General features: G+C 63.8%; 17 protein-coding genes. 12 read left to right on the top strand and 5 right to left on the bottom strand.

Annotated elements, in window-relative coordinates; translation table 11 throughout:
- Positions 1 to 75 precede the first annotated feature (75 nt).
- Complete coding sequence (locus tag K4A76_RS22235) at positions 76 to 699, bottom strand: C40 family peptidase (RefSeq protein WP_274411152.1); 624 nt, start codon at positions 697 to 699, stop codon at positions 76 to 78.
- Positions 700 to 865: 166 nt separating this feature from the next.
- Here K4A76_RS22235 and K4A76_RS22230 point away from each other — a divergent pair, with 166 nt between their 5' ends.
- Complete coding sequence (locus K4A76_RS22230) at positions 866 to 1285, top strand: NINE protein (protein ID WP_009684937.1); 420 nt, start codon at positions 866 to 868, stop codon at positions 1283 to 1285.
- A gap of 96 nt (positions 1286 to 1381) precedes the next feature.
- Here K4A76_RS22230 and K4A76_RS22225 read toward each other — a convergent pair whose 3' ends face one another.
- The 3 genes from K4A76_RS22225 to K4A76_RS22215 form a co-directional block, all read right to left on the bottom strand.
- The gene (locus K4A76_RS22225; protein ID WP_047149606.1) at positions 1382 to 2080 is read right to left on the bottom strand and encodes an SPOR domain-containing protein; all 699 of its coding nucleotides are present in this window, start codon (positions 2078 to 2080) and stop codon (positions 1382 to 1384) included.
- Position 2081: 1 nt separating this feature from the next.
- A complete protein-coding gene (gene argS / locus K4A76_RS22220; protein WP_009684939.1) occupies positions 2082 to 3818 on the bottom strand; it encodes an arginine--tRNA ligase in 1737 nt (578 codons plus the stop codon).
- 274 nt (positions 3819 to 4092) lie between these two features.
- Entirely contained in the window at positions 4093 to 6312 is a 2220-nt protein-coding gene (locus K4A76_RS22215) for a primosomal protein N' (protein ID WP_009684940.1), read from the bottom strand.
- Positions 6313 to 6479: 167 nt separating this feature from the next.
- Between K4A76_RS22215 and rpmE the strand changes: the two genes are divergently transcribed.
- The 3 genes from rpmE (at position 6480) to K4A76_RS22200 (ending at position 8966) form a co-directional block, all read left to right on the top strand.
- Complete coding sequence (gene rpmE, locus K4A76_RS22210; protein WP_009684941.1) at positions 6480 to 6695, top strand: 50S ribosomal protein L31; 216 nt, start codon at positions 6480 to 6482, stop codon at positions 6693 to 6695.
- A gap of 2 nt (positions 6696 to 6697) precedes the next feature.
- Positions 6698 to 7519 (top strand): thermonuclease family protein, encoded by an 822-nt coding sequence (locus K4A76_RS22205; RefSeq protein ID WP_274411151.1) that lies wholly within the window; start codon positions 6698 to 6700, stop codon positions 7517 to 7519.
- A gap of 178 nt (positions 7520 to 7697) precedes the next feature.
- Entirely contained in the window at positions 7698 to 8966 is a 1269-nt protein-coding gene (locus K4A76_RS22200; RefSeq protein WP_009684943.1) for a malic enzyme-like NAD(P)-binding protein, read from the top strand.
- A gap of 164 nt (positions 8967 to 9130) precedes the next feature.
- Here the strand turns inward: K4A76_RS22200 and K4A76_RS22195 are convergent, their stop codons facing one another.
- On the bottom strand, positions 9131 to 11584 hold the full coding sequence (locus K4A76_RS22195; protein ID WP_182389444.1) for a penicillin-binding protein 1A: 2454 nt from the start codon (positions 11582 to 11584) through the stop codon (positions 9131 to 9133).
- 178 nt (positions 11585 to 11762) lie between these two features.
- Here K4A76_RS22195 and pilM point away from each other — a divergent pair, with 178 nt between their 5' ends.
- From pilM to gltB, 8 genes are all read left to right on the top strand, one after another.
- The gene (gene pilM, locus K4A76_RS22190; RefSeq protein ID WP_274411150.1) at positions 11763 to 12644 is read left to right on the top strand and encodes a type IV pilus biogenesis protein PilM; all 882 of its coding nucleotides are present in this window, start codon (positions 11763 to 11765) and stop codon (positions 12642 to 12644) included.
- Positions 12641 to 13177, top strand: a complete 537-nt coding sequence (locus K4A76_RS22185) for a PilN domain-containing protein (RefSeq protein ID WP_274411149.1) — start codon at positions 12641 to 12643, stop codon at positions 13175 to 13177. Before pilM ends, K4A76_RS22185 begins: the two co-directional genes overlap by 4 nt.
- A gap of 11 nt (positions 13178 to 13188) precedes the next feature.
- On the top strand, positions 13189 to 14187 hold the full coding sequence (locus K4A76_RS22180; RefSeq protein ID WP_274412319.1) for a pilus assembly protein PilP: 999 nt from the start codon (positions 13189 to 13191) through the stop codon (positions 14185 to 14187).
- Positions 14111 to 15379 (top strand): type IV pilus secretin PilQ, encoded by a 1269-nt coding sequence (locus tag K4A76_RS22175; RefSeq protein ID WP_274411148.1) that lies wholly within the window; start codon positions 14111 to 14113, stop codon positions 15377 to 15379. The genes K4A76_RS22180 and K4A76_RS22175 overlap by 77 nt, the downstream gene beginning before the upstream one ends.
- A 4-nt stretch (positions 15380 to 15383) precedes the next feature.
- Positions 15384 to 15902, top strand: a complete 519-nt coding sequence (gene aroK, locus K4A76_RS22170) for a shikimate kinase AroK (protein ID WP_009684951.1) — start codon at positions 15384 to 15386, stop codon at positions 15900 to 15902.
- Positions 15903 to 15999: 97 nt separating this feature from the next.
- A complete protein-coding gene (aroB, locus tag K4A76_RS22165) occupies positions 16000 to 17097 on the top strand; it encodes a 3-dehydroquinate synthase (protein WP_274411147.1) in 1098 nt (365 codons plus the stop codon).
- A gap of 15 nt (positions 17098 to 17112) precedes the next feature.
- Positions 17113 to 18702: an SPOR domain-containing protein gene (locus K4A76_RS22160; RefSeq protein WP_054881140.1), complete on the top strand. Its 1590-nt coding sequence runs from the start codon at positions 17113 to 17115 to the stop codon at positions 18700 to 18702.
- A 373-nt stretch (positions 18703 to 19075) separates the two neighbouring features.
- Complete coding sequence (gltB, locus tag K4A76_RS22155; protein WP_029886145.1) at positions 19076 to 23521, top strand: glutamate synthase large subunit; 4446 nt, start codon at positions 19076 to 19078, stop codon at positions 23519 to 23521.
- The last annotated feature ends 74 nt before the right edge of the window (positions 23522 to 23595 follow it).

Raw genomic sequence — 23595 nt, 5'->3', positions numbered from 1 at the left:
CAGGTTCACCACAGTTCTACAGATTTGTGGGGGAGCTGGCTTGCCGGCGATCGCGCCATTACAGGTGGAAAAAGCTTAGCGCTTGGCCAGGCTCAGCTGCTGCTCTTTCGGAAGCACCCGTTTGGCGACCACGTAATGCTTCTGCCAGTAAGGCTTGCTCAGATTGTCGATGCTTACCCGCTTGCCGCGGCGTGGCGCGTGGATGAAACGGTCGTTGCCCAGATAGATGGCCACGTGGTTCACCCGCCGGCTTTTGATGTTGAAGAAGATCAGGTCCCCTGGCTTCAACTCGCCCTTGGCCACTTTCACCCCATGGCCCTGGGCCATGGCATTGGAGGTGCGTGGCAGGTCTACGTTGGCCACGTCGTTGAAGGCGTACTTGACCAGGCCACTGCAGTCAAAGCCCTTTTTCGGGCTGCTGCCACCCCAAACGTAGGGGGTACCGAGTACATTGACCGCGCGGCTGAGCACATCGCTGCTCTGCTTGGGCGACATCGCGGCCACCTTGCCAGCGCGCGTGCTGGCGGCGCTGACAGTGCGAGCATGGGGTGCAGTCTGCTTGACCGCTGCATGCCTCACGGCGGCATTGCTGGTGTAGCCGGTGAAACCATTGGGAAGACGTTGCTCACGATTGGTGGCGTGGGCGGCCAGGGGCAATAATAGGCAGAGGGTCAGCCATGTCTTGAGTAAAGGCGGCATAGATGAAGCTCTTATGAATAGTTATGTGTTGGGCGCGCAACTTTATAACAGCTTTTTGATCAATTTATGATCCGTTGGTCGATTGGCAGGGTGCCATACGTCGGCCTGTGACAAAAAAGTCACATTTTTCCTTAGAAAATTTTTCCATAACCCACGAGGGCTAGGCATGAACAGTTATCAACAGGGAACGCCCTACCACGACACGCACAGCAAGACCATCGGCTACCTGCTGTGGATTTTCGGCTTCACCGGGTCGCATCGTTTCTACTACGGCAAGCCGATAACCGGCACCCTCTGGTTCTTCACCTTTGGTCTGCTGGGTATCGGCTGGCTGATCGACCTGTTTCTGATCCCGGCCATGGACCGCGAGGCGGACTTGAGGTTCCAGTCTGGGCGCATCGACTACAACATCGCCTGGGTCCTGCTGACGTTCCTCGGCGTGTTCGGCCTGCACCGGCTTTATCAGGGCAAGTGGGTGACCGCGATCATCTACTTCCTGACCGGTGGCCTGTTCCTGGTAGGGGTGCTGTACGACTTCTGGACACTCAATAGCCAGGTGTCCGAGCGCAACGCGGGGCGGGGCTGAGAGGGCAAGGGCTGCTTTGCAGCCCTGTCGCTAGGCAAGGCCGCTGCACCGGGGCGGCTCAAGTCTGACGGGGGCGCACAGCGCCCCGTTCAAAGGTTACTGGCGGGTCTGGCGCTGTTGCAGCAATAGGTTGGCAAAACCAGCGCCGGCCAACTGTTTCTGCGCACCGGTCAGCTGTTCGCGGTTGCTGAACGGGCCGACCATCACGCGGTACCAGGTTTCTTCCTTGACCGTACCCGACTCCACCTTCACTGACTGCCCCAGCAGAATGATCTGGGCCCGCACCTTGTCGGCGTCGGCCTGTTTGCGGAACGAGCCCGCCTGCAGGAAGTACTGGGTGGTCGCTGCCGGCTTGATCACTGGCGGGGCCGGAGGCGGGGTTTGGCCAAGCAGTGCTGCCTGGGCCCGCGCCGTGTCGATTTTCGCCGCTTCAGCGGGGGTAACCGGTGTGACCGGCTGGGCCGGAACCGGGGGTGTTTTCTCCGGTACGGCCTCTGGCGGCACGATGACTTCCGACTCTGGCAGCAAGGTGTAGAAGTCGTACTTCGGTTTCACCGGCTGTTGCGGTGTGGCCTGGGCGGGCTTGCTGGCTTCGGCCACTTTGTCGGCCTTCTGCTGCTCGGGTTTGGCCCGCTTGATGTCATCGCCGCCGGGTTCGAGCTTCATCAGGAACACGATGAACGCGCCAACGGTCAGGCCGACCGCCAGCCATACCCAGCCGGGGATCGGCTGTTTGGCTGGCGCTGTCTGGCGGCTGGCGCCGCGTTTGGGTGCGGGTTTTTTCTTGGCAGCCAACTTACATGCGCTCCAGGGTTTCCAGGCCGAGCAGTTCCAGACCTTGTTTGAGGGTGCGGCCAGTCAGGGCGGCCAGGCGCAGGCGGCTCTGTTGCTGCTCGGGGGTTTCAGCGGCGAGGATCGGGCAGTTCTCGTAGAAGCTGGAGAACAGGCCGGCGAGGTCGTACAGGTAGCTGCACAGTACGTGCGGTGTGCCTTTCTCGGCAACGCTGTTCAGGGTTTCGCCAAACTGCGCCAGGCGTGCGGCCAGGTCCTGCTCGTGGGCGGCCTGCAGCACGATCTTGCCATCGGCTTGGTCAAAGCGCTTGCCCAGCTTGCGGAACACGCCAGCTACACGGGTATAGGCGTACAGCAGGTAAGGCGCGGTATTGCCTTCGAAGTTGAGCATCAGCTCGAAGTTGAAGCTGTAGTCGCTGGTGCGGTGTTTGGACAGGTCGGCGTATTTCACCGCGCCAATACCCACCACTTCGCCGATGCGGCGCAGTTCGTCGTCGGCCAGGCTCGGGTTCTTTTCCTTGACCAGCGCGTAGGCCCTTTCCTTGGCCTCGGTCAGCAGGTCGATCAGCTTCACGGTACCGCCGTCGCGGGTTTTGAACGGGCGGCCATCGGCGCCGTTCATGGTGCCGAAGCCCATGTGCTCCATTTGCATCGGGTGGCCGACGAAGCCTGCGCGGCGGGCCACTTCGAACACCTGGTTGAAGTGCAGGGCCTGGCGCTGGTCGACGAAGTACAGGGCACGGTCGGCCTTGAGCACGTTGCTGCGGTAGCGCACGGCGGCCAGGTCGGTGGTGGCGTACAGGTAACCGCCGTCGGCCTTCTGCACGATCACTGGCAGCGGGTCGCCGTCGCTGTTCTTGAACTCGTCGAGGAACACGCACTGGGCGCCCTGGTCTTCGACCAGCAGGCCCTTGGCCTTGAGGTCGGCCACGACATTGGCCAGGTCGTCGTTGTAGGCGCTTTCACCCATCACGTCCGCCATGGTCAGCTTGACGTTGAGCAGTTCATACGTCTTTTGGCAGTGCGACAGCGAAATGTCCTTGAAGCGTGTCCACAGGGCCAGGCATTCCGGGTCACCGGCCTGCAGCTTGACCACCAGGCCGCGGGCGCGGGTGGCGAATGCCTCGGACTCGTCGAAACGCTGCTTGGCCGCGCGGTAGAAGTTTTCCAGGTCCGACAGCTCATCGCTGGTGATCGGGTTTTCCTGCAGGTAGGCCATCAACATGCCGAACTGGGTGCCCCAGTCGCCCACGTGGTTCTGGCGAATGACGGTGTCGCCCAGGAACTCCAGCACCCGCGCCACGCTGTCACCGATGATGGTCGAGCGCAGGTGGCCGACGTGCATCTCTTTGGCCAGGTTGGGGGCCGACAGGTCGACCACCACTTTTTGCGCCGGGCCGGCCTTGCGCGCGCCCAGGTGGGCGTCGGCCAGGGCAGCGTCCAGGCGGTTGGCCAGGGCGTCGGTGTTCTGGAAGAAATTGAGGAAGCCAGGGCCTGCGATCTCGACCTTGCTGATATCGGCGCTGGCCGGCAGGGCGTTGATCAGTTTTTCCGCCAGGTCGCGCGGCTTCATGCCGGCCGGCTTGGCCAGCATCATCGCGATATTGCTGGCGAAGTCGCCGTGGGTTTTGTCCCGGGCGTTTTCCACCTGGATCGCCGGCGACAGCCCTTCAGGCAGCACACCGTCGGTGACGAGTTGGGTGAGGGCTTGCTGGATCAGCTGGCGAATGGTGTCTTTCATGGGGGTCTCTTTTCGACCGCAAGCGCGGTGCAGCGCTTGGATGCGCAGGTGGAAAAACTGGGCATTATCCGTGCCTGGGAGCGGGTTGCCAACCTTTGGGCTTCACGTTGGAAGTCGCGAGTAGCGAGTCGCAAGTCGCAAGTAGCAAGAAAAAGCTTGGTGGCGCCGCCTGACTCCGTTCCGCTCTTGCTTGCAGCTTGCAGCTTGCAGCTTGCAGCTTGCAGCTTGCAGCTTGCAGCTTGCAGCTTGCAGCTTGCAGCTTGCAGCTTGCAGCTCAATAAAGGTCGACCGGGTCGACATCCAGCGACCAGCGGACCTGGCGCCCGCTCGGCATCTGCTCCAACACTAGCAACCAGGCACTGATCAGTCGATGCAAAGGCGCCCGGGTGTTGGCCTGTATCAACAACTGCGCGCGGAAACGCCCGGCGCGGCGCTCCATGGGGGCCGGAACCGGGCCCAGCAGCTCGATGCCTGGCAGCCGCTGTTCGGCGACCAGGCGCTCGGCGGCGGCGCAGGCCTCGTCCAGGAAGCCTTCAGCCTGCCCCGGCTTGTGCGCTTCTGCGCGCAGCAAGGCCAGGTGCGAGTAAGGCGGCAGCCCGGCGGCACGGCGTTCGTCCAGGGCCTGTTCGGCAAAGGCGAAGTAGCCTTGTTCGGTCAGTTGCACCAGCAGCGGGTGATCGGCCAGGTGGGTCTGGATGATGACCTTGCCCGGTTCCTCGGCACGCCCGGCGCGCCCGGCGACCTGCACGATCAGTTGCGCCATGCGCTCGCTGGCGCGGAAGTCGCCCGAGAAAAGCCCCCCGTCGGCATCGAGGATGGCCACCAGGGTTACTCGCGGGAAATGGTGCCCTTTGGCAAGCATCTGGGTACCGACAAGAATGCTCGGCTGGCCTTTCTGGATGGTACTGAACAGCTGGTGCATGGCGTCCTTGCGCGCCGTGCTGTCGCGGTCCACACGCAGAATCGGGTAGTCCGGGAACAGCACTTTCAGGCGTTCTTCGGCGCGTTCGGTGCCCGCACCGACCGGGCGCAGGTCGACGTGGTCGCACTGCGGGCACTGGTGTGGCAGGCGTTCGTCATAGCCGCAGTGGTGGCAGCGCAACACCCCGGAGCGCTGGTGCACGGTCATGCGCGCGTCGCAGCGCGGGCACTCCGACAGCCAGCCGCAATCGTGGCACAGCAGCGTCGGGGCGAAGCCGCGGCGGTTGAGGAACACCAGCACTTGCTGGCCGGCTTCCAGTGTCAGGCGGATGGCCTGCTGCAGCGGGCCGCTGATGCCACTGTCCAGCGGCAGGCTTTTGACATCCAGGCGCAGCATGCGCGGTGGGCGTGCGCCGCCCGCGCGCTGATTCATGCGCAACAGGCGGTAGCGGCCGGTGAGGGCGTTGTGCAAGGTTTCCAGCGAGGGCGTGGCGGAGCCGAGCAGGATCGGAATGTTCTCCTGGTGCGCCCGCACCAGCGCCAGGTCGCGGGCATGGTAGCGCAGGCCCTCCTGCTGTTTATAAGAGCCGTCGTGTTCTTCGTCGATGATGATCAGGCCAGGGTTTTTCATGGGCGTGAACAGGGCCGAACGGGTGCCGATGATAATGTCGGCTTCGCCATCGCGTGCCGCCAGCCAGGCGTCCAGGCGGTCGCGGTCATTCACCGCCGAATGCAGCAAGGCAATCCGGGCGTTGAAGCGTTGCTCGAAGCGCGCCAGGGTTTGCGGGCCGAGGTTGATCTCCGGGATCAGTACCAGCGCCTGCTTGCCGGCCTCGAGGGTTTCGCGGATCAGCTGCAGGTAGACCTCGGTCTTGCCGCTGCCGGTCACGCCGGCCAGCAGGAAGGCCGCAAAACCGCCGAAGCCCTCGCACACCGCCTCGAAGGCATCGCGTTGCTCGTCATTGAGCGGCAGCTCCGGCTGTGCCAGCCAGTGTTCGTGGCGCAAACCCGGTTTTTGGCGGCGGACCTCGATCTGCACCAGTTCCTTGGCCAGCAGCAGGTCGAGGCTGTCCTTGTTCAGGTTGAGCTTGGCCAGCAGGCTGTGCGCCACCCCGTGCGGGTGCTGCGCCAGGGTCTTGAGGGCATCGCGCTGGCGCGGTGCCCGGGCGATGCGCGGGTCGTCCAGGCGGGCGTCGGGGGCAATGTGCCAGAAGCGCTCCTGGCGCATTTCTGCGGGCTCGCCCTGGCGCAGTAGCGTGGGCAAGGCCCAGCTCAAGGTGTCACCCAGGCTGTGCTGGTAGTACTGCGCGGTCCACAGGCACAGCTTGAACAGCGAAGGCGGAATCGGGGAGACCGGGTCGAGCAAGGCGCTGGCCGGCTTCAGCTTGTCGGCGGGCACCTCGCTCTGCGCGCACACTTCGACCAGTACGCCGATCATTTCGCGGCGGCCAAAGGGCACGCGAATGCGCATGCCAGGGGCCAGGGCCTGGCGCGCCATGCTCGCTGGCGCCTTGTAGTCGAACAGGCGCCGCAACGGCGAGGGCAGGGCAAGGCGCAGGATGACGTCGGACACGCAGAAAGTCTCGGAGGGCATTACAAGAACTGGCGAGCCTAGCAGACGACGGTCGGTGCAAGCGACATCTTGCACTGACGGTGTGCTCTGGTATTATTCGCCGCCTAATTACGTGCGGTATTCAACAATTGGTGTTGGGTGGCGGCACGCAGCTCGAGGAAGTGACCATGAAAGAAGGTATCCACCCGAACTACGAAGCTGTTGCAGTCACCTGCAGCTGCGGTAACAAGTTCGAAACCCGTTCGACCCTGGGCAGCACCCTGTCGATCGACGTTTGCAACCTGTGCCACCCGTTCTACACCGGTAAGCAGAAAGTCCTGGACACCGGTGGCCGCGTACAGAAGTTCGCCGACCGCTTCGGTATGTTCGGTACCAAGAAGTAATCATGCGCATGGCGAGTCCTTCGGGCTTCGCATTGTTGCTGAAAAAGGCGCCCCTCGTGGGCGCCTTTTTTGTGGGTGCGATCTGGCATCTGCCCGCCCACGCCTTCTGCCCGCTGCCGGGCAAACCCGAGCAGGTTCGGGTGCGACAGGTGGTCGACGGCGACACCGTGCGTCTGGTGGATGGCCGCAGTGTGCGGCTGATCGGCATCAACACCCCGGAGATCGGTCGCAAGGGGCGTAGCAGCGAGCCCTATGCCGAAGCTGCCAAGCGGCGCCTGCAGGCGTTGGTCAAGGCCAGTGACGGGCGTGTAGGGCTGGTTCCCGGTGTGCAAGCCAAAGACAAGTATGGGCGCACACTGGCGCACATTTATGGCCGTAATGGCGACAATCTCGAAGCACAATTGCTCAGTGAGGGCTTGGGCTACCGGGTGGCCGTCGCCCCCAATGTGCGCCTCAGTGGCTGCCAGCAACTCGCCGAGCAGGCGGCACGCCAGGCCGGCGCCGGCCTTTGGCGGCAGTCGCCCGTGGTGCCGGCAGACGCCGTCAGGCAGCCCGGTTTTGCTGTGCTCAGTGGCCGAATCATGAGCATCGAACGCAACCGTGGTGGTATCTGGTTGAACCTTGACCGAGCCGTGGTGGTGCAGGTCTCCGCTCGTCTGCAGCGCAACTTCCCGGCCAGTTTCTTCGCTAACCTCAAAGGGCGCCAGGTCGAGGTGCGTGGCTGGGTGGTGGATCGTTCCCGCAAGGGCGGCCTCAAGCCAGGGCAGCGGCGCTGGGTATTGCCTCTGACCGACCCGAGCATGCTGGCGCGTACTTCTGGCTAAAAGATGTAGACAGTTAGCTATTGGATTGTACACACTGTTAGCCGTATGCCCCCGTGGGTTTTAGCGGAAAGTCGTAGGCTAAAGGCCTTGACACAAGTGACCGACCAGTCTTGTGACTACCCGGCTCTTTGCGTATCCTCGGCGGTCCGTCAGAACAGTAAATAGCGGAATGCCCACCATGTCAGACCTGAAAACTGCCGCTCTCGAATATCACGCTCAACCTCGCCCGGGGAAACTGAGCGTCGAACTTTCCAAGCCGACTGCCACTGCCCGTGACCTCGCCCTGGCCTACAGCCCAGGTGTTGCCGAGCCGGTGCGTGAAATTGGCCGGGATCCAGAGCTGGCATACAAATACACCGGCAAAGGCAACCTGGTTGCGGTGATTTCCGATGGCACTGCCATCCTCGGTCTGGGTGACCTCGGCCCACTGGCTTCCAAGCCGGTCATGGAAGGCAAGGGCGTTCTGTTCAAGCGTTTCGCAGGTATCGACGTATTCGACATCGAAGTCGAATCGGAAAGCCCGCAAGCATTCATCGACACCGTTCGCCGCATCTCGATCACCTTCGGTGGCATCAACCTCGAAGATATCAAGGCGCCAGAGTGCTTCGAGATCGAACGCACGTTGATCGAACAGTGCGACATTCCGGTGTTCCACGATGACCAGCACGGTACCGCCATCGTTACTGCGGCCGGCATGATCAACGCCCTGGAAATCGCCGGCAAGAAGCTCGAAGAAGCCAAGATCGTGTGCCTGGGTGCCGGTGCAGCTGCCATCTCCTGCATGAAGTTGCTGGTGAGCATGGGTGCCAAGGTCGAGAACATCTACATGATCGACCGCAGCGGCGTAATCCACGCTGGCCGTGACGACCTGAACCAGTACAAGGCCCAGTTCGCCCACGCGACCGACAAGCGCACCCTGGCCGACGCCCTGGAGGGCGCCGACGTATTCGTTGGCCTGTCCGGCCCGAACCTGCTGAGCGCGGAAGGCCTGAAGTCGATGGCGGCCAACCCGATCGTGTTCGCCTGCTCCAACCCTGATCCGGAAATTTCGCCAGCGCTGGCTCACGCCACCCGCAGCGACGTGATCATGGCCACCGGCCGTTCGGACTACCCGAACCAGGTCAACAACGTACTAGGCTTCCCGTTCATCTTCCGGGGTGCCCTGGACGTACGCGCCAAGCGCATCAACGAAGAAATGAAAATCGCTGCGGCCATCGCCCTGAAAGACCTGGCCAAGCTGCCGGTACCCAAGGAAGTGTGCGATGCCTACGGCGTGCAAGCGCTGGAATTCGGCCGTGAGTACATCATTCCGAAGCCCCTGGATGCCCGCCTGATCACCGTCGTTTCCGACGCCGTGGCCAAGGCTGCCATCGAGTCCGGCGTTGCTACCCTGCCGTATCCAAAGCACTACCCGCTCAAGAGCGTGGATGACGTGTTCAACGGCTGATTGCTGTTGTAGCGAAGTAAAAAGCCCCGGCTCTTGCGAGCCGGGGCTTTTTTATGCGCGGTGGGAATGCGTCGGGGCCGGGAGGTGAGGGGCAGGGGCCGACAGTGTCGGCGCCCGTAGGGTCGAACGCCGCCGTGCACCTGCCCCGGATCGGGCGCCCTGCTTCAGAACAGGTCCATCGGCGTCGCTTCATCCGCTGGCAATGGGCTGCCCGGCACGGCCCCATTGCCCAGTTCGTCCACCGATGGCGGCGAATCCTCGGCCTTGAACAGCTCGAAGTAGGCATTGGGTGTGCCCGGCGAAGCGGCCCGGCCGCTGACGGGGTCTACGCGCAGGCTGAGAATGCCTTCTGGCTCGGCCGGCGCATGTGCAGGCTTGTCCTTGAGTGCCGCACCCATGAAGCTCATCCAGATCGGCAGCGCCGCCGTGCCGCCGTACTCCCGGTGGCCCAGGGTTTCCGGCTGGTCGAAGCCAACCCACACGGTGGTCACGTAATCGGCGTTGTAGCCAGAGAACCAGGCGTCCTTGGACTCGTTGGTGGTACCGGTCTTGCCTGCCAGGTCAGTGCGGCCCAAAGCCAGCGCCCGGCGGCCGGTGCCGCGCTTGATCACGTCCTGCAGCATGCTGGTGAGAATATAGGTGGTACGCCCGTCGATGATGCGCTCGGCAACCGCTGGTGGCTGCGCTGCCGCAGGGGTTTGGCCGGGGGCCGCCGGTGCCTCGCCGGGCATGCTGGCGGTGCTGATCGGCTGCTCGGGGGCGGCCAGGCCGGCCTGGTCTTCAGTACCTTGAGGTACGCGAGCCGGGTTGGCGGTGAACAGCGTTTCGCCACTGCGGCTCTCGATACGGTCGATCAGGTAGGGGGCAATCTTGTAGCCACCGTTGGCAAAGGTGCTCCAGCCTGTAGCGATTTCCATCGGCGTCAGGGTGGCGGTACCCAGGGCCAGCGACAGGTTGCGCGGCAGGTCCTGCTTGTTGAAGCCGAACTTGGCGATGTAGTCGATGGTGCGGTCCACGCCCATGGCCTGCAGCAAGCGGATCGAAACCAGGTTGCGCGACTTGTACAGCGCTTCGCGCATGCGGATCGGGCCGAGGAACGTGTTGGTATCGTTCTTCGGTCGCCACACCTTATCGACCGATTCGTCGACGAATACGATCGGCGCGTCGTTGACCAGGCTGGCGGCGGTATAGCCACTGTCCAGTGCAGCGCTGTAGATGAACGGCTTGAAGCTTGAGCCCGGTTGGCGTTTGGCCTGCATCGCCCGGTTGTAGTTGCTCTGCTCGAACGAGAAACCGCCGACCAAGGCGCGGATGGCGCCGCTGTTGGGGTCGAGGGTGACCAGTGCACTCTGTGCTCCCGGCACCTGGCTGAACTTGAAGGTGCCATCGTCCAGGCGTTGCAGGCGCACCAGGTCACCGACCTGGGCGACATCGGCGGGCGATTGCGGGGTGCGGCCCTGGGCGTTGCTGTTGATGAACGGGCGCGCCCATTTCATGGTGTCCCAGGCCACATGCACCTGCTGGCCGTCACGGGTCAGCACCGCAAGGCCGGTTTTTTCGACCCGGGTGACGATACCGGGCTCCAGCCCGCCCAAGGTGCGTTGCTTGCCCAGTTCCTGGCGCCAGGCGGCCTCGGTGCGCCCTGGGAAGCGGGCTTCAGGGCCGCGGTAGCCGTGGCGCTCGTCATAATCGGACAGGCCATTGAGGATGGCCTTGTTGGCCATTTCCTGCATGTCGCTGGGCACGGTGGTGGTAACGCGGAAGCCTTCGGTGTAAGCGTCGCTGCCGTAGCGGCCAACCATTTCCGCGCGAGCCATTTCCGCGACGTACGGTGCATTCACCTCGGGCGTCGGCACGTGGTAGCTGGCGTTGAGTGGCTCGTCCAGGGCGGCCTGGTAGCTGGCCTGGTCAATCTTGCCCAGCTTGTACATGCGGCCCAGGATCCAGTCGCGACGCTCTTTGGCGCGCACCGGGTTGGCCAGGGGGTTGAAGCGCGAGGGCGCCTTGGGCAGGCCGGCGATCATCGCCATCTGTGCCAGGCTCACGTCACGGATCGACTTGCCGTAGTAGACCTGGGCCGCGGCGTCGATACCGTAGGCGCGGTTGCCGAGGTAGATCTTGTTCACGTACAGCTCAAGAATCTCGTCCTTGGTCAACTCCCGCTCGATCTGCAGGGCCAACAGAATTTCGTTGGTCTTGCGCGAGAAGCTGCGCTCGCTGGTCAGGAAGAAGTTCTTGGCCACCTGCATGGTGATGGTGCTGCCGCCGGTCTGAATGTGCCCGGTTTTCACCAGCTGGGTGGCCGCGCGCATCAGGCTGCTGGGGTCCACGCCGTAGTGGTTGAGGAAATTGTCGTCCTCGGCTGACAGCAATGCCTGAATGAACTGTGGGGGAATGTCTGCGAAACGGATCGGCGAACGGCGCATTTCGCCAAATTCGGCAATCAGCTTGCCATCGCTGCTGTACACCTTGAGGGGGATCTGCAACTGGATGCTTCTGAGCGAATCGACCGAGGGCAGGTTGGGACTAAGATACAGAAACGCACCGCTCACACCGAGTACGAGCGCGCAAATGACTGCGACGGAAGACCACCAGAAGAACTTCAGCAGACGTATCAAGGCTTTTCGGTGTCCAGGTTGAAAGTGGATTGCACGCAGGTCCGGCGGACCAAAAAACGCTGGGCATTATACGCATTTTTTCGCCTTTCCGGGCCACCGGCCAGGCAGCCCGTCGCCCTGACGGGTGGCCCCGGCCCAGTGTTGCCGCGGGGGCGCGACATACAGCAAGGAATTCGCAATGCTTGGACGCTTCGGCAAGGATGCCGGTTCACTGGTAGGGGTGGAAATTACCGCTCACGCCATTCATCTGGTGCAACTGCAACAGCGCAAACGCGGCTGGCGGGTGCTGGGTTGGGCCCATGAGCCGCTGCAGCTCGGGGCGGGCAATGACTGGGCAGCAGCGCCCGAGCAGGTCTCGGCGGCATTGCAGCGCGCCCATCGGCGCAGCGGCCTCGGCGAGCGCCGGCTAGCCCTGGCGCTGCCCGCCAGCCAGGTCATCTGCAAGCTGTGCCACCTGCCAGTGGGGCCCGGTGAGGAGCAACTGGAGGCGCAGTTGCTGGCGGATGCCGAACGGTTGTTTCCATTTCCGCTGGAGGACCTGGCCCTGGACTTCCAGGTCCTGGGGGCTTCAGGTGTTCAGCCAGCCTGTAGCGAGGTGCTGGTTGCAGCGTGTCGGCAGAGTGCACTGGCACCCCTCGAAGCGCTGGTGCAGCAGGCGGGGCTGCAACTGGAGGCGGTCGAGGTCGACAGCATTGCCCTGCGCCGCATGCTGCCTGCGGGTGAGCAGGCTGGGGCGGCGTTGCTGCGTATCGAACCCCACCGGGCGACTGTTCATGCCTGGGCGCCTGGCGGGGCGCTGCAGCGCCGGGAGTTGCGGGCAGCTGACGGGGATATGGCCGCGCAACTGCCCGAGCGGCTGCCTGCGCTGCTCGCCGAAGGGCTTTTGCCTGCCAGGTTGTGGGTCAGCAACTGCTCGCCGCTGCAGCCGGGTTGGCTGCAGGCCCTGGGCCAAAGCCTGGCGCTGCCGTGCCAAGAACTGCCTGCGCTGGCCGGGCTTGCGCGGGTCGATGGGCCGATGCTGCTGGCGAGTGCCCTGGCGCTTGGAGGGGCGCGACCATGATGCGGCTGAACCTTCTGCCGTGGCGCGAACGCCAGCGCCAGGCTGCCATGCGCCGGTTTCGCAGCCATCTGGTGGCTGGCGCCTTGCTGGCATTGTGCGCCGTGACGCTGGTCGACCAACAGGCACGCCAGCGCGGCCAGCAACAAGCGTTGGCCAACGCCCAGCGCCAGGCAGCCCTGGAAACCCTGGGCCTGGAGGCTCAGCCACTGGCTGATGTGCGTGCCCAGCATGCCGCACTGCTCGGCCGCCTGGCGGTGCTGGAGGGCCTTCAGGCTCAGCGAGGGGTTCTGCCTGGCGTATTCGCCGACCTCGAAAGGGCACTGCCATTGGGCATGCAGTTGCTGGGCCTCAGCCTGGAAAACGGCCGCCTGGAGTTGAGCGGGCTCGCCACCTCCGGCGCCGTACTGGCCCAGTTCATGCGCGACCTCGAGCGTTCCGGCGTGCTGCTGGACCTGGAGCTCAAACATATCAAGAGCCAGCCAGGCGGCGATGAATTCTTGCTGGCTGCGCGCGTGGCGGCGTTCTGGTCGTGACCAGGGTGCAATTGCTCGCATGGCTTGGCGCAGCCGAGCGCTCTAGCCGCTTCCGGCGGCTGGCACCTGTGGCACTGGCGGTGCTGCTGTTCGGTCTGGGCTGCGCAATTCGCCTGCCGGGCATGTTGCAGCAGGAGGGTGAAGAAGAGGGCAAGCACGCCGAGCTGAGCCGGCAGCAGGCTGCCACGCAGGCGCAGATTGCCGAGTTGCAGGGGGTGCGGGCACAGCTGGCCAGCGATGGGCAGCGCTTGCAAAAGGCACAATGGCAGCTGGCTGCCGGCGAAAGCATGAGCGACCTGCTAGACCGCCTGTCGGGTTCGGGGCGCGAGCACGGCCTGCTCGTCGAGCGCCTCGATGTGTACGAGCAGCAGCAGCGGCAGGGCTTCAGCGTAGTGCCGCTGGCGTTGCAGGTGCTGGGCAGCTACCCAGCCTTGCGGGGCTGGCTGGACGAGTGGTTGGGGCAGGCGCGTGTCATGCACGGTCGCAGCATGCGCCTGGCAGCCGGCGGTGGCGAACCAGGCCTGCTGCGTTTGCAACTGCGGGTCGATGCCTATCACGCGCCGGTTTCCGGGGCGGCAGTCGCCATGCTTGCGCGGCTGCCTGCCAGGCCGGCAACGCGGGCACCGGCCATGGATCCGTTCGCCGCGTTGGCAACGCACCTGTCGGGTGGTTTGACCCGCGCGCCCCTGGCCCAGTTGGAAATGGTCGGCAGCCTGACGCGTGGGCAGGAACATCAAGCGCTGCTGCGGGCGGCCGGCAGGCTCTACCGCGTCCGCCTTGGGGACCGGGTAGGGCGTGATCAAGGGATAGTGATGCACATCGGCCCGCGCCAGGTCGAAGTGCGCGAACGGTTGTTCATGGCGGGGGTGTGGCATGAACGCACGGCGTTCATCACCCTCGCAAAACGCCTGGGCAAGGAGGCCCCGGATCAGAATGAGAACGAGGATGATCTACCTGCTGGCGGCCCTGCTGCCCATGCCTCTGGCGACCGCGACGCCTTACCAGGGTGAGCCGCTGTCGCTGCACTTTCAGGATGTCGAGATTCGCTCGGTTTTGCAGGTACTCGCCGACTATGCCGGCGTCAACCTGGTCGCCAGCGACGACGTGCAGGGCAATGTCACCCTGCGCTTGCAGGATGTGCCGTGGGATCAGGCGCTGGACCTGGTCTTGCGCAGCAAAAGCCTCGCCCGGCGCCAGGAGGGCAATGTGCTGCTGGTGGCGCCGGCGGCCACGCTGGCTGCGCAAACCGCCGAAGCGCGTGCGGGGCAGGTGCTGGAGGCGCAGTTCCAGCCCATGCGCCGGGAGCTGTTGCCTGTTCACCATGCCAAGGCTGCCGAACTTGCGGAACTGCTCAAGACCAGCCTGGCCGACGAAAGCCAGCTCGCCGGTTGGGGCAGCCTGAGTGTCGATGAGCGCACCAATACCCTGGTGGCCTACCTGCCGGCCGAACGCCTCGATGAACTGCGGCAACTGGTGGCGCAGCTGGATGTGCCGGTGCGTCAGGTGGCGATCGAGGCGCGCATCGTCGAGGCCAACGTCGATTACGAGAAAGCCCTTGGGGTGCGCTGGGGCAGCCCTTTGTATGGCGACAACCCGCTGCCGGGCAAGTCGCTGTTCGTCGACCTGGGTGTCGAGCGGGCTGGCAGCAGCATCGGCCTTGGCCTGCTGCGCGGGGATGTGCTGCTGGACCTCGAGCTCAGCGCCATGGAAAAAAGCGGCAATGGCGAGATCATTTCGCAACCCAAGGTGGTCACGGCCGACAAGGAAACGGCCAGGATCCTCAAGGGCACCGAGGTGCCCTACCAGGAAACCACCAAGAGCGGCGCTACTTCGGTGTCGTTCCGCGAGGCCTCGCTGTCGTTGGAGGTGACCCCGCAAATTACCCCGGACAACAAGGTAATCATGGCTGTCAGGGTGACCAAGGACGAACCGGATTACGTCAATGCCTTGAACAACGTACCGCCGATCCGCAAGAACGAGGTGAATGCCAAGGTTCGCGTGGCCGACGGCGAAACGATCGTGATTGGCGGCGTGTACTCGACCTCGCAAAACAATGTGGTCGACAAGGTGCCATTTTTGGGTGATCTGCCGTATGTTGGGCGGCTGTTTCGACGCGATGCATTACAAGAGAAAAAATCCGAGCTGCTGGTCTTCCTGACTCCGCGTATCATGAGTGACCAGGCGATTGCTGTGAGTCGTTGATTCTGTGCGAAATTTGATACTTGTGGGGCCCATGGGTGCTGGTAAAAGCACCATCGGTCGCCTATTGGCCAAAGAGCTGCGCCTGCTGTTCAAGGATTCCGACAAGGAAATCGAACTGCGTTGCGGCGCCAACATCCCGTGGATTTTCGACAAGGAAGGCGAGCCGGGTTTCCGTGATCGCGAGCAAGCGATGATTGCCGAGCTGTGTGGCCTCGACGGCGTGGTCCTGGCCACCGGTGGCGGTGCCGTCATGCGCGAAGCCAACCGCCAGGCGCTGCACCAGGGCGGCCGGGTAATCTACCTGCACGCCTCGGTCGAACAGCAGGTCGGCCGCACGGCGCGCGACCGCAATCGCCCGCTGCTGCGCACCGCCAACCCCGAGGCCACCTTGCGGAACCTGCTGGAAACCCGCGACCCGCTCTATCGCGAGATCGCCGACCTGGTCGTAGAAACCGACGAGCGGCCACCACGCATGGTGGTGATCGACATCCTCGAGCGCTTGCAGCAGTTGCCGCCCCGTTAACCCGGGACTATTCTCGGCCACCAGCGCCGAGGCGAGGTTCAACGTTACCGCGCAGGTCGCCAGAACGGCACCGCGCCCAAGAACATTGTGGGGATACATGCAGACACTGAAGGTCGACCTGGGCGAGCGTAGCTACCCGATCTACATTGGCGAAGGCCTGTTGGACCAGCCCGAGCTGCTGGCGCCGCACATTGCCGGCCGGCAGGTTGCCATCGTCTCCAACGAGACCGTCGCGCCGCTGTATCTCGACCGCCTGGCCAAGACCCTGGGGGCCTACTCGGTGCTGTCAGTGGTACTGCCCGATGGCGAAGCTCACAAGAACTGGGAAACCCTGCAACTGATCTTCGATGGCCTGCTGACGGCGCGGCATGACCGCCGTACCACCGTGGTCGCCCTGGGCGGCGGGGTGGTGGGTGACATGGCCGGCTTTGCCGCTGCCTGCTATCAGCGGGGCGTGGACTTCATCCAGGTGCCGACCACCCTGTTGTCCCAGGTCGACTCCTCGGTAGGCGGCAAGACCGGCATCAACCACCCGCTGGGCAAGAACATGGTCGGCGCCTTCTACCAGCCCAACGCGGTGCTGATCGATACCACCAGCCTTAAGACCCTGCCGGCGCGCGAGCTTTCGGCAGGCCTGGCCGAAGTGATCAAGTACGGGCTGATCTGTGACAAGCCCTTCCTCGCCTGGCTCGAAGACAATATGCAGGCCCTGCGTACCCTCGACTCGGCAGCCCTGACCGAAGCCATTCGCCGCTCGTGTGCGGCCAAGGCCGCAGTGGTGGGCGCCGACGAACGCGAGTCTGGCGTGCGGGCCACGCTGAACCTGGGGCATACCTTCGGGCATGCCATCGAAACCCACATGGGCTATGGCGTGTGGCTGCACGGCGAAGCCGTGGCGGCGGGCACGGTCATGGCCCTGGAAATGTCCATGCGCCTTGGCTGGCTCGACCAGGCCGAGCGCGATCGCGGAATCCGCCTGTTGCAGGACGCAGGTTTGCCGGTGGTGCCACCACAGGAAATGACCCCGGCGCATTTCATGGAGCACATGGCGGTCGACAAGAAGGTGCTCGACGGGCGTCTGCGTCTGGTGCTGCTGCGCCAGATGGGCGAGGCCGTGGTCACCGACGACTATCCGAAAGAGATTCTACAGGCCACGCTGTCGGCGGATTACCGCGCGATCGTGGCCCAGCTTTGAGGTTGTGACAGCGCAATGACCAGTTTGCATGCCGATGAGGCCTTTCTCGACCATTACCAGTTGAGCCACGATCCGTTCGCACCGCGGGTGCCCGGCTTCAAGTTTTTCCCTGCCCAGCGCAAGCCTGTGCTCGGCCAGCTGCACCACCTGGCTCGCTACAGCCAACTGATGCTGGTCGTCACCGGCCCGCAGGGTAGCGGCAAGACCCTGCTGCGCCAGGCGCTGGTGGCCAGTACCAACAAGCAGGCGGTGCAGAGCGTTGTGGTGTCCGCCCGTGGTGCCAGCGATGCTGCCAGTGTATTGGGCCAGGTCGCGCAGAACCTGGACGTGGCCCAGCCGGAGATGCAGGCGATCCTGTCCAAGGTGGTGCAACTGGCACTCACCGGGCAGGAAGTGTACTTGCTGGTGGACGATGCGGAACAACTCGACGAGTCGGCACTCCAAGCGTTGCTGGAATTGGCGGCGGGGGTGCCGGAAGGGCGCCCGCACGTGTTCCTGTTTGGTGAGCCTTCGCTGATTGCAGGGCTGGACGAGCTCAATGTCGAGGAAGAACGCTTCCACATCATCGAGCTGGCCCCCTACAGTGAAGAGGAAACCCGCGAATACCTGGAGCAGCGCCTGGAAGGCGCAGGCCGGGGCATCGAGGTGTTCAGCCGTGAACAGATCGTCGATATCCATGAAAACTCCGACGGCTGGCCTGGCAACATCAACCAGGTCGCCCGTGACACTTTGATCGAAGCCATGATCGCCAGCCGGACGACGGCCAAGCGACCATCCATGGGGTTCAAGATGCCAAAAAAACATGTGCTCGCGTTGTCTGCCGTGGTCGTGGTTGCCGTTGCAGCTGCCGTGTTGATGCCCAAGAAAGGCGAGAAAGCGCCGGCCGACGCACCGGCTGCCCAGGCTCAGTTACCGCTTGGCGACGGCAAGCAGGGCGCCAACATCGAGTTCTCTGGCTCGTCCCAGCCGGTGCCGCTGCCACTGGGAGGCCAGTCGCAGCCAGTGATGCGCGAGCCGCTGGCCCAGGCCGCAGGCATGGGTGAGGGGGAAGAAGGCAGCCCGGCTGGCGATACCGCCCTGCAGCCTGGCAACCCGCCGCCGACCGTGACCACCATCGCCCCGCCGCAAGGCGTAGCGGCGGGCCCCGCGCCGACGCCTGCGCAACCCGTGCAGCAGGTTGCGCCTGCGCAAAAACCGGTCGCAACCCAGCCTGCCAAGCCGGTTGCGACGGCCAAGCCGGCCCCGGCACCGACCCAGGTCGCCGTGGCCAAGCCGGCCGCCAAGCCTGCTGAAAAACCAGCCGCTGGCGGCACTGGCAACAGCAGCTGGTACGCCGGGCAGAAACCGGGCAATTACGTGGTGCAGATCCTCGGCACCAGCTCCGAGGCCTCGGCGCAGGCGTACGTGAAAGCCCAGGGTGGCGACTATCGCTACTTCAAGAAAGACCTGCAAGGCAAGCCGCTGTATGTGGTCACTTACGGCAGTTTCGCCAGCCGCGATGCTGCGGTTGCCGCAATCAAGAACTTGCCAGCGAAGGTCCAGGCTGGTAAACCTTGGCCACGTACCGTCGCCAGCGTCCAACAAGAGCTGGCCTCGGCCCGCTGATACCTGCCGGGCGGCACCACCCCGCTGCCCTGTTGCTAAGCGAATTCTAGCTTTCGACTAGCCTGCTGCGCCCGAGCGCGGCAGGCTTTTCTGTCCCAGACTGCCGGCCACAAGCCCCGAGTTGCAGTCATGGCTGAAACGCTTCAGACTCAAGTCAAGCGCCTATCACGGTGCATGACGCAAAAACATTCAAAATGGCGACATAAATTTTCAATGGTGAGACATGAAAATTTGTGGGCATCGCTGTCGCTGTGCAACAATGGTTTTCCATGGCCACCGCAAAAAAGCTGGCGTTTGATCGGCGTGGATGGTAAGTGGTTGTTAAAAAAGAGATTTGCCTCCGTTGAGAGGTGAACCTGGTGAGAATGTGTCTATGAAAACAGGTCTGTACCATCCCGAAGAATTCAAGGACAACTGTGGTTTTGGCCTGATCGCCCATATGACGGGCGAGGCGAGCCACCACCTTCTGCAAACCGCCATGCAGGCACTGACTTGCATGACCCACCGCGGTGGCATCAACGCCGACGGCAAGACCGGTGACGGTTGCGGTCTGCTGATACAGAAGCCCGATCAGTTCCTGCGCGCCATGGCCCAGGAGCATTTTGCCGTCGAGTTGCCCAAGCAGTACGCCGTCGGCATGGTGTTCTTCAACCAGGACCCGGTCAAAGCCGAAGCTGCACGTGCCAACATGGATCGCGAGATCATCGCTGCCGGGCTGAAGCTGGTTGGCTGGCGCAAGGTGCCGATCGACACCAGCGTTCTCGGCCGCCTGGCCATGGAGCGCCTGCCGCAGATCGAGCAGGTGTTCATCGGCGGTGAGGGCCTGAGCGACCAGGAATTCGCCATCAAGCTGTTCAGCGCCCGGCGCCGTTCGTCGGTTGCCAACGCCGATGACGCCGACCACTACATCTGCAGCTTCTCGCACAAGACCATCATCTACAAAGGCCTGATGATGCCGCGCGATCTCGCGGCGTTTTACCCGGACCTGGGTGACGAGCGCCTGCAAACGGCGATCTGCGTGTTCCACCAGCGCTTCTCGACCAACACCCTGCCGAAGTGGCCGCTGGCGCAGCCGTTCCGCTTCCTCGCCCACAACGGCGAGATCAACACCATTACCGGTAACCGCAACTGGGCCATGGCCCGTCGCACCAAGTTCGCCAACGACCTGATCCCCGACCTCGCAGAGCTTGGCCCGCTGGTCAACCGCGTCGGTTCGGACTCTTCGAGCATGGACAACATGCTGGAGCTGATGGTCACCGGCGGTATCGACCTGTTCCGCGGCGTGCGCATGCTGGTACCACCAGCCTGGCAGAACGTCGAGACCATGGACGCCGACCTGCGCGCGTTCTACGAATACAACTCCATGCACATGGAGCCGTGGGACGGTCCGGCCGGTATCGTCATGACCGAAGGCCGCCACGCGGTGTGCCTGCTCGACCGTAACGGCCTGCGCCCGGCGCGCTGGGTGACCACCACCAATGGCTACATCACCATCGCCTCTGAAATCGGCGTGTGGGGCTACCAGCCTGAGGAAGTATTGGCCAAGGGCCGCGTGGGCCCGGGCCAGATCCTTGCCGTGGACACCGAAACCGGGCAGATCCTCGATACCGATGCCATCGACGACCGCCTGAAGTCGCGCCACCCGTACAAGCGTTGGCTGCGTCAGCACGCCACGCGTATCCAGGCGACGCTGACCGACGACCAGGGCGTGGCCAGCTACGACGCTGACCAGCTCAAGCAATACATGAAAATGTTCCAGGTCACCTTCGAAGAGCGTGACCAGGTGCTGCGCCCGTTGGGTGAGCAGGGCCAGGAGGCCGTTGGCTCGATGGGTGACGACACGCCGATGGCTGTGCTGTCGCAACGTGTGCGTTCGCCATACGACTTCTTCCGCCAACAGTTCGCCCAGGTGACCAACCCACCGATCGACCCGCTGCGCGAAGCGATCGTGATGTCGCTGGAAATCTGCCTCGGCGCTGAGCGCAACATCTTCCAGGAGTCCCCGGAGCACGCCTCGCGGGTGATCCTCAGCTCGCCAGTCATTTCGCCGGCCAAGTGGCGTTCGCTGATGAACCTGGAGCGTGAAGGCTTCGAGCGTCAGCTGATCGACCTCAACTATGAGCAGAGCGTCGGCCTGGAAGCGGCGATCCGCAACATTGCCGACCAGGCTGAAGAAGCCGTGCGCGCGGGCAAGACCCAGCTGGTGCTGAGCGACCGCTACATTGCCCCAGGCAAGCTGCCTGTGCACGCTTCGCTGGCCGTGGGTGCCGTACACCACCGCCTGACCGAGCAGGGCCTGCGTTGCGACAGCAACATCCTGGTGGAAACCGCCACAGCCCGCGACCCGCATCACTTCGCCGTGCTGCTGGGCTTCGGCGCCTCGGCCGTCTACCCGTACCTGTCCTACGAAGTGCTCGCCGACCTGATTCGTACCGGTGAAGTGCTGGGCGACCTGGACGAGGTGTTCAAGTACTACCGCAAAGGCATTTCCAAGGGCCTGCTGAAGATCCTGTCGAAGATGGGTATCTCCACCATCGCCTCGTACCGGGGTGCGCAGCTGTTCGAAGCCATCGGCCTGTCCGAAGAAGTGGTCGGCCTGAGCTTCAAGGGGGTGTCCAGCCGCATCAAGGGTGCACGCTTCGAAGACCTGGAAAGCGACCAGAAGCTGCTGGCAGCCGAAGCCTGGAGCGCGCGCAAGCCGATCCAGCAAGGCGGCCTGCTGAAGTTCGTGCACGGTGGCGAGTACCACGCCTACAACCCGGACGTGGTCAACACGCTGCAGGCTGCAGTGCAGCAGGGTGACTACGCCAAGTTCAAGGAGTACACCACGCTGGTCGACCAGCGCCCGGTGTCGATGATCCGCGACCTGCTGAAGGTCAAGGTGGCCGACCAGCCTTTGGCGCTGGAACAGGTCGAGCCGCTGGAGGCCATCCTCAAGCGCTTCGACTCCGCCGGTATTTCCCTTGGCGCCCTGTCGCCGGAAGCGCACGAAGCCTTGGCCGAGGCGATGAACCGCCTCGGCGCGCGCTCCAACTCCGGTGAGGGTGGCGAAGACCCGTCGCGCTACGGCACCATCCGCAGCTCGAAGATCAAGCAGGTGGCCACCGGCCGCTTTGGTGTGACCCCGGAATACCTGGTGAACGCCGAAGTGCTGCAGATCAAGGTGGCCCAGGGCGCCAAGCCCGGCGAGGGCGGCCAGCTGCCAGGTGGCAAGGTCAATGGCCTGATCGCCAAGCTGCGCTATGCGGTACCGGGCGTGACCCTGATCTCGCCGCCACCGCACCACGACATTTACTCGATCGAAGACCTGGCCCAGCTGATCTACGACCTCAAGCAGGTCAACCCGCAGGCCCTGGTGTCGGTCAAGCTGGTGGCAGAGGCTGGCGTGGGCACCATTGCCGCCGGTGTGGCCAAGGCTTATGCCGACCTGATCACCATTTCCGGCTATGACGGTGGTACCGGTGCGTCGCCGCTGACCTCGATCAAGTACGCCGGCGCCCCGTGGGAACTGGGTCTGGCCGAAACCCACCAGACCCTGCGCGGCAACGACCTGCGCGGCAAGGTGCGGGTACAGACCGACGGTGGCCTGAAAACCGGCCTGGACGTGATCAAGGCTGCCATCCTCGGCGCCGAAAGCTTCGGCTTTGGCACCGCGCCCATGATCGCCTTGGGCTGCAAGTACCTGCGCATCTGCCACCTGAACAACTGCGCGACCGGCGTAGCCACGCAGAATGACAAGCTGCGCAAGGACCACTACATCGGCACCGTCGACATGGTGATCAATTTCTTCACCTTCGTCGCCGAAGAAACCCGTGAGTGGCTGGCCAAGCTGGGCGTGCGCAGCCTCGGCGAACTGATCGGCCGTACCGACCTGCTCGACGTGCTGCCAGGCGACACCGAGCGTCAGCGGTACCTGGACCTGTCGCCGCTGCTGGGCAGCTCGCACATTCCGGCAGACAAGCCACAGTTCTGCGAAGTCGACAGGAACCCGCCGTTCGACGAAGGCCACCTGGCCGAGAAGATGGTGGAAATGGCCATGCCGGCCATTCGTGACCAGGCCGGTGGCGAGTTCAGCCTCGACATCTGCAACTGCGACCGTTCCATCGGCGCGCGTGTATCGGGCGAGATCGCCCGCCTGCACGGCAACCAGGGCATGGCCGCGGCGCCGATCACGTTCCGCTTCAAAGGGACCGCGGGCCAGAGCTTCGGTGTGTGGAACGCCGGTGGCCTGAACCTGCACCTGGAGGGCGACGCCAACGACTACGTCGGCAAGGGCATGACCGGTGGCAAACTCACCATCGTGCCGCCTGCTGGCAGCCCGTTCGCCACCCAGGACAGCGCCATCCTCGGCAACACCTGCCTGTACGGTGCCACTGGCGGCAAACTGTTTGCCGCCGGTACTGCCGGCGAGCGCTTCGCTGTCCGTAACTCCGGCGCCCACGCTGTTGTCGAGGGTACCGGCGATCACTGCTGTGAATACATGACCGGCGGCTTTGTCTGCGTGCTGGGCAACACCGGTTACAACTTCGGTTCTGGCATGACTGGCGGCTTCGCCTACGTGCTCGACATGGACAACAGCTTCGTCGACAAGCTCAACCACGAGCTGGTGGAAATCCAGCGTATCAGTGGGGAAGCCATGGAAGCTTACCGCAGCCATCTGGCGCGGGTCCTTGCCGAGTATGTGGAGGAGACCGGCAGCGAGTGGGGGCGTGAGCTCTCGGAGAACCTGGACGACTACGTGCGGCGCTTCTGGCTGGTCAAGCCCAAGGCAGCCAACCTGAAGCAACTGCTGTCCAGCACTCGCGCCAACCCGCAGTAACAACAGCTGCAAGTGGCAAGCCTCAAGCTGCACGCAGAAGCAGCACGAGGTTTGCCCGGCTTAAGTGATCGTCT

It is taken from the genome of Pseudomonas sp. NEEL19, from assembly GCF_028751975.1.
Classification (GTDB): domain Bacteria; phylum Pseudomonadota; class Gammaproteobacteria; order Pseudomonadales; family Pseudomonadaceae; genus Aquipseudomonas; species Aquipseudomonas juntendi.
This window is presented reverse-complemented; position numbering and strand designations above follow the sequence as displayed.

Excerpts from the sequence above, each read along its gene's own strand:
- K4A76_RS22185 (WP_274411149.1), top strand. The coding sequence starts at position 12,641 with ATGATGCGGCTGAACCTTCTGCCGTGGCGCGAACGCCAGCGCCAGGCT.
- K4A76_RS22230 (WP_009684937.1), top strand. The coding sequence starts at position 866 with ATGAACAGTTATCAACAGGGAACGCCCTACCACGACACGCACAGCAAG.
- K4A76_RS22175 (WP_274411148.1), top strand. The coding sequence starts at position 14,111 with ATGAGAACGAGGATGATCTACCTGCTGGCGGCCCTGCTGCCCATGCCT.
- K4A76_RS22200 (WP_009684943.1), top strand. The coding sequence starts at position 7,698 with ATGTCAGACCTGAAAACTGCCGCTCTCGAATATCACGCTCAACCTCGC.
- aroB (WP_274411147.1), top strand. The coding sequence starts at position 16,000 with ATGCAGACACTGAAGGTCGACCTGGGCGAGCGTAGCTACCCGATCTAC.
- gltB (WP_029886145.1), top strand. The coding sequence starts at position 19,076 with ATGAAAACAGGTCTGTACCATCCCGAAGAATTCAAGGACAACTGTGGT.
- argS (WP_009684939.1), bottom strand. The coding sequence starts at position 3,818 with ATGAAAGACACCATTCGCCAGCTGATCCAGCAAGCCCTCACCCAACTC.
- K4A76_RS22235 (WP_274411152.1), bottom strand. The coding sequence starts at position 699 with ATGCCGCCTTTACTCAAGACATGGCTGACCCTCTGCCTATTATTGCCC.
- K4A76_RS22160 (WP_054881140.1), top strand. The coding sequence starts at position 17,113 with ATGACCAGTTTGCATGCCGATGAGGCCTTTCTCGACCATTACCAGTTG.
- pilM (WP_274411150.1), top strand. The coding sequence starts at position 11,763 with ATGCTTGGACGCTTCGGCAAGGATGCCGGTTCACTGGTAGGGGTGGAA.
- rpmE (WP_009684941.1), top strand. The coding sequence starts at position 6,480 with ATGAAAGAAGGTATCCACCCGAACTACGAAGCTGTTGCAGTCACCTGC.
- K4A76_RS22205 (WP_274411151.1), top strand. The coding sequence starts at position 6,698 with ATGCGCATGGCGAGTCCTTCGGGCTTCGCATTGTTGCTGAAAAAGGCG.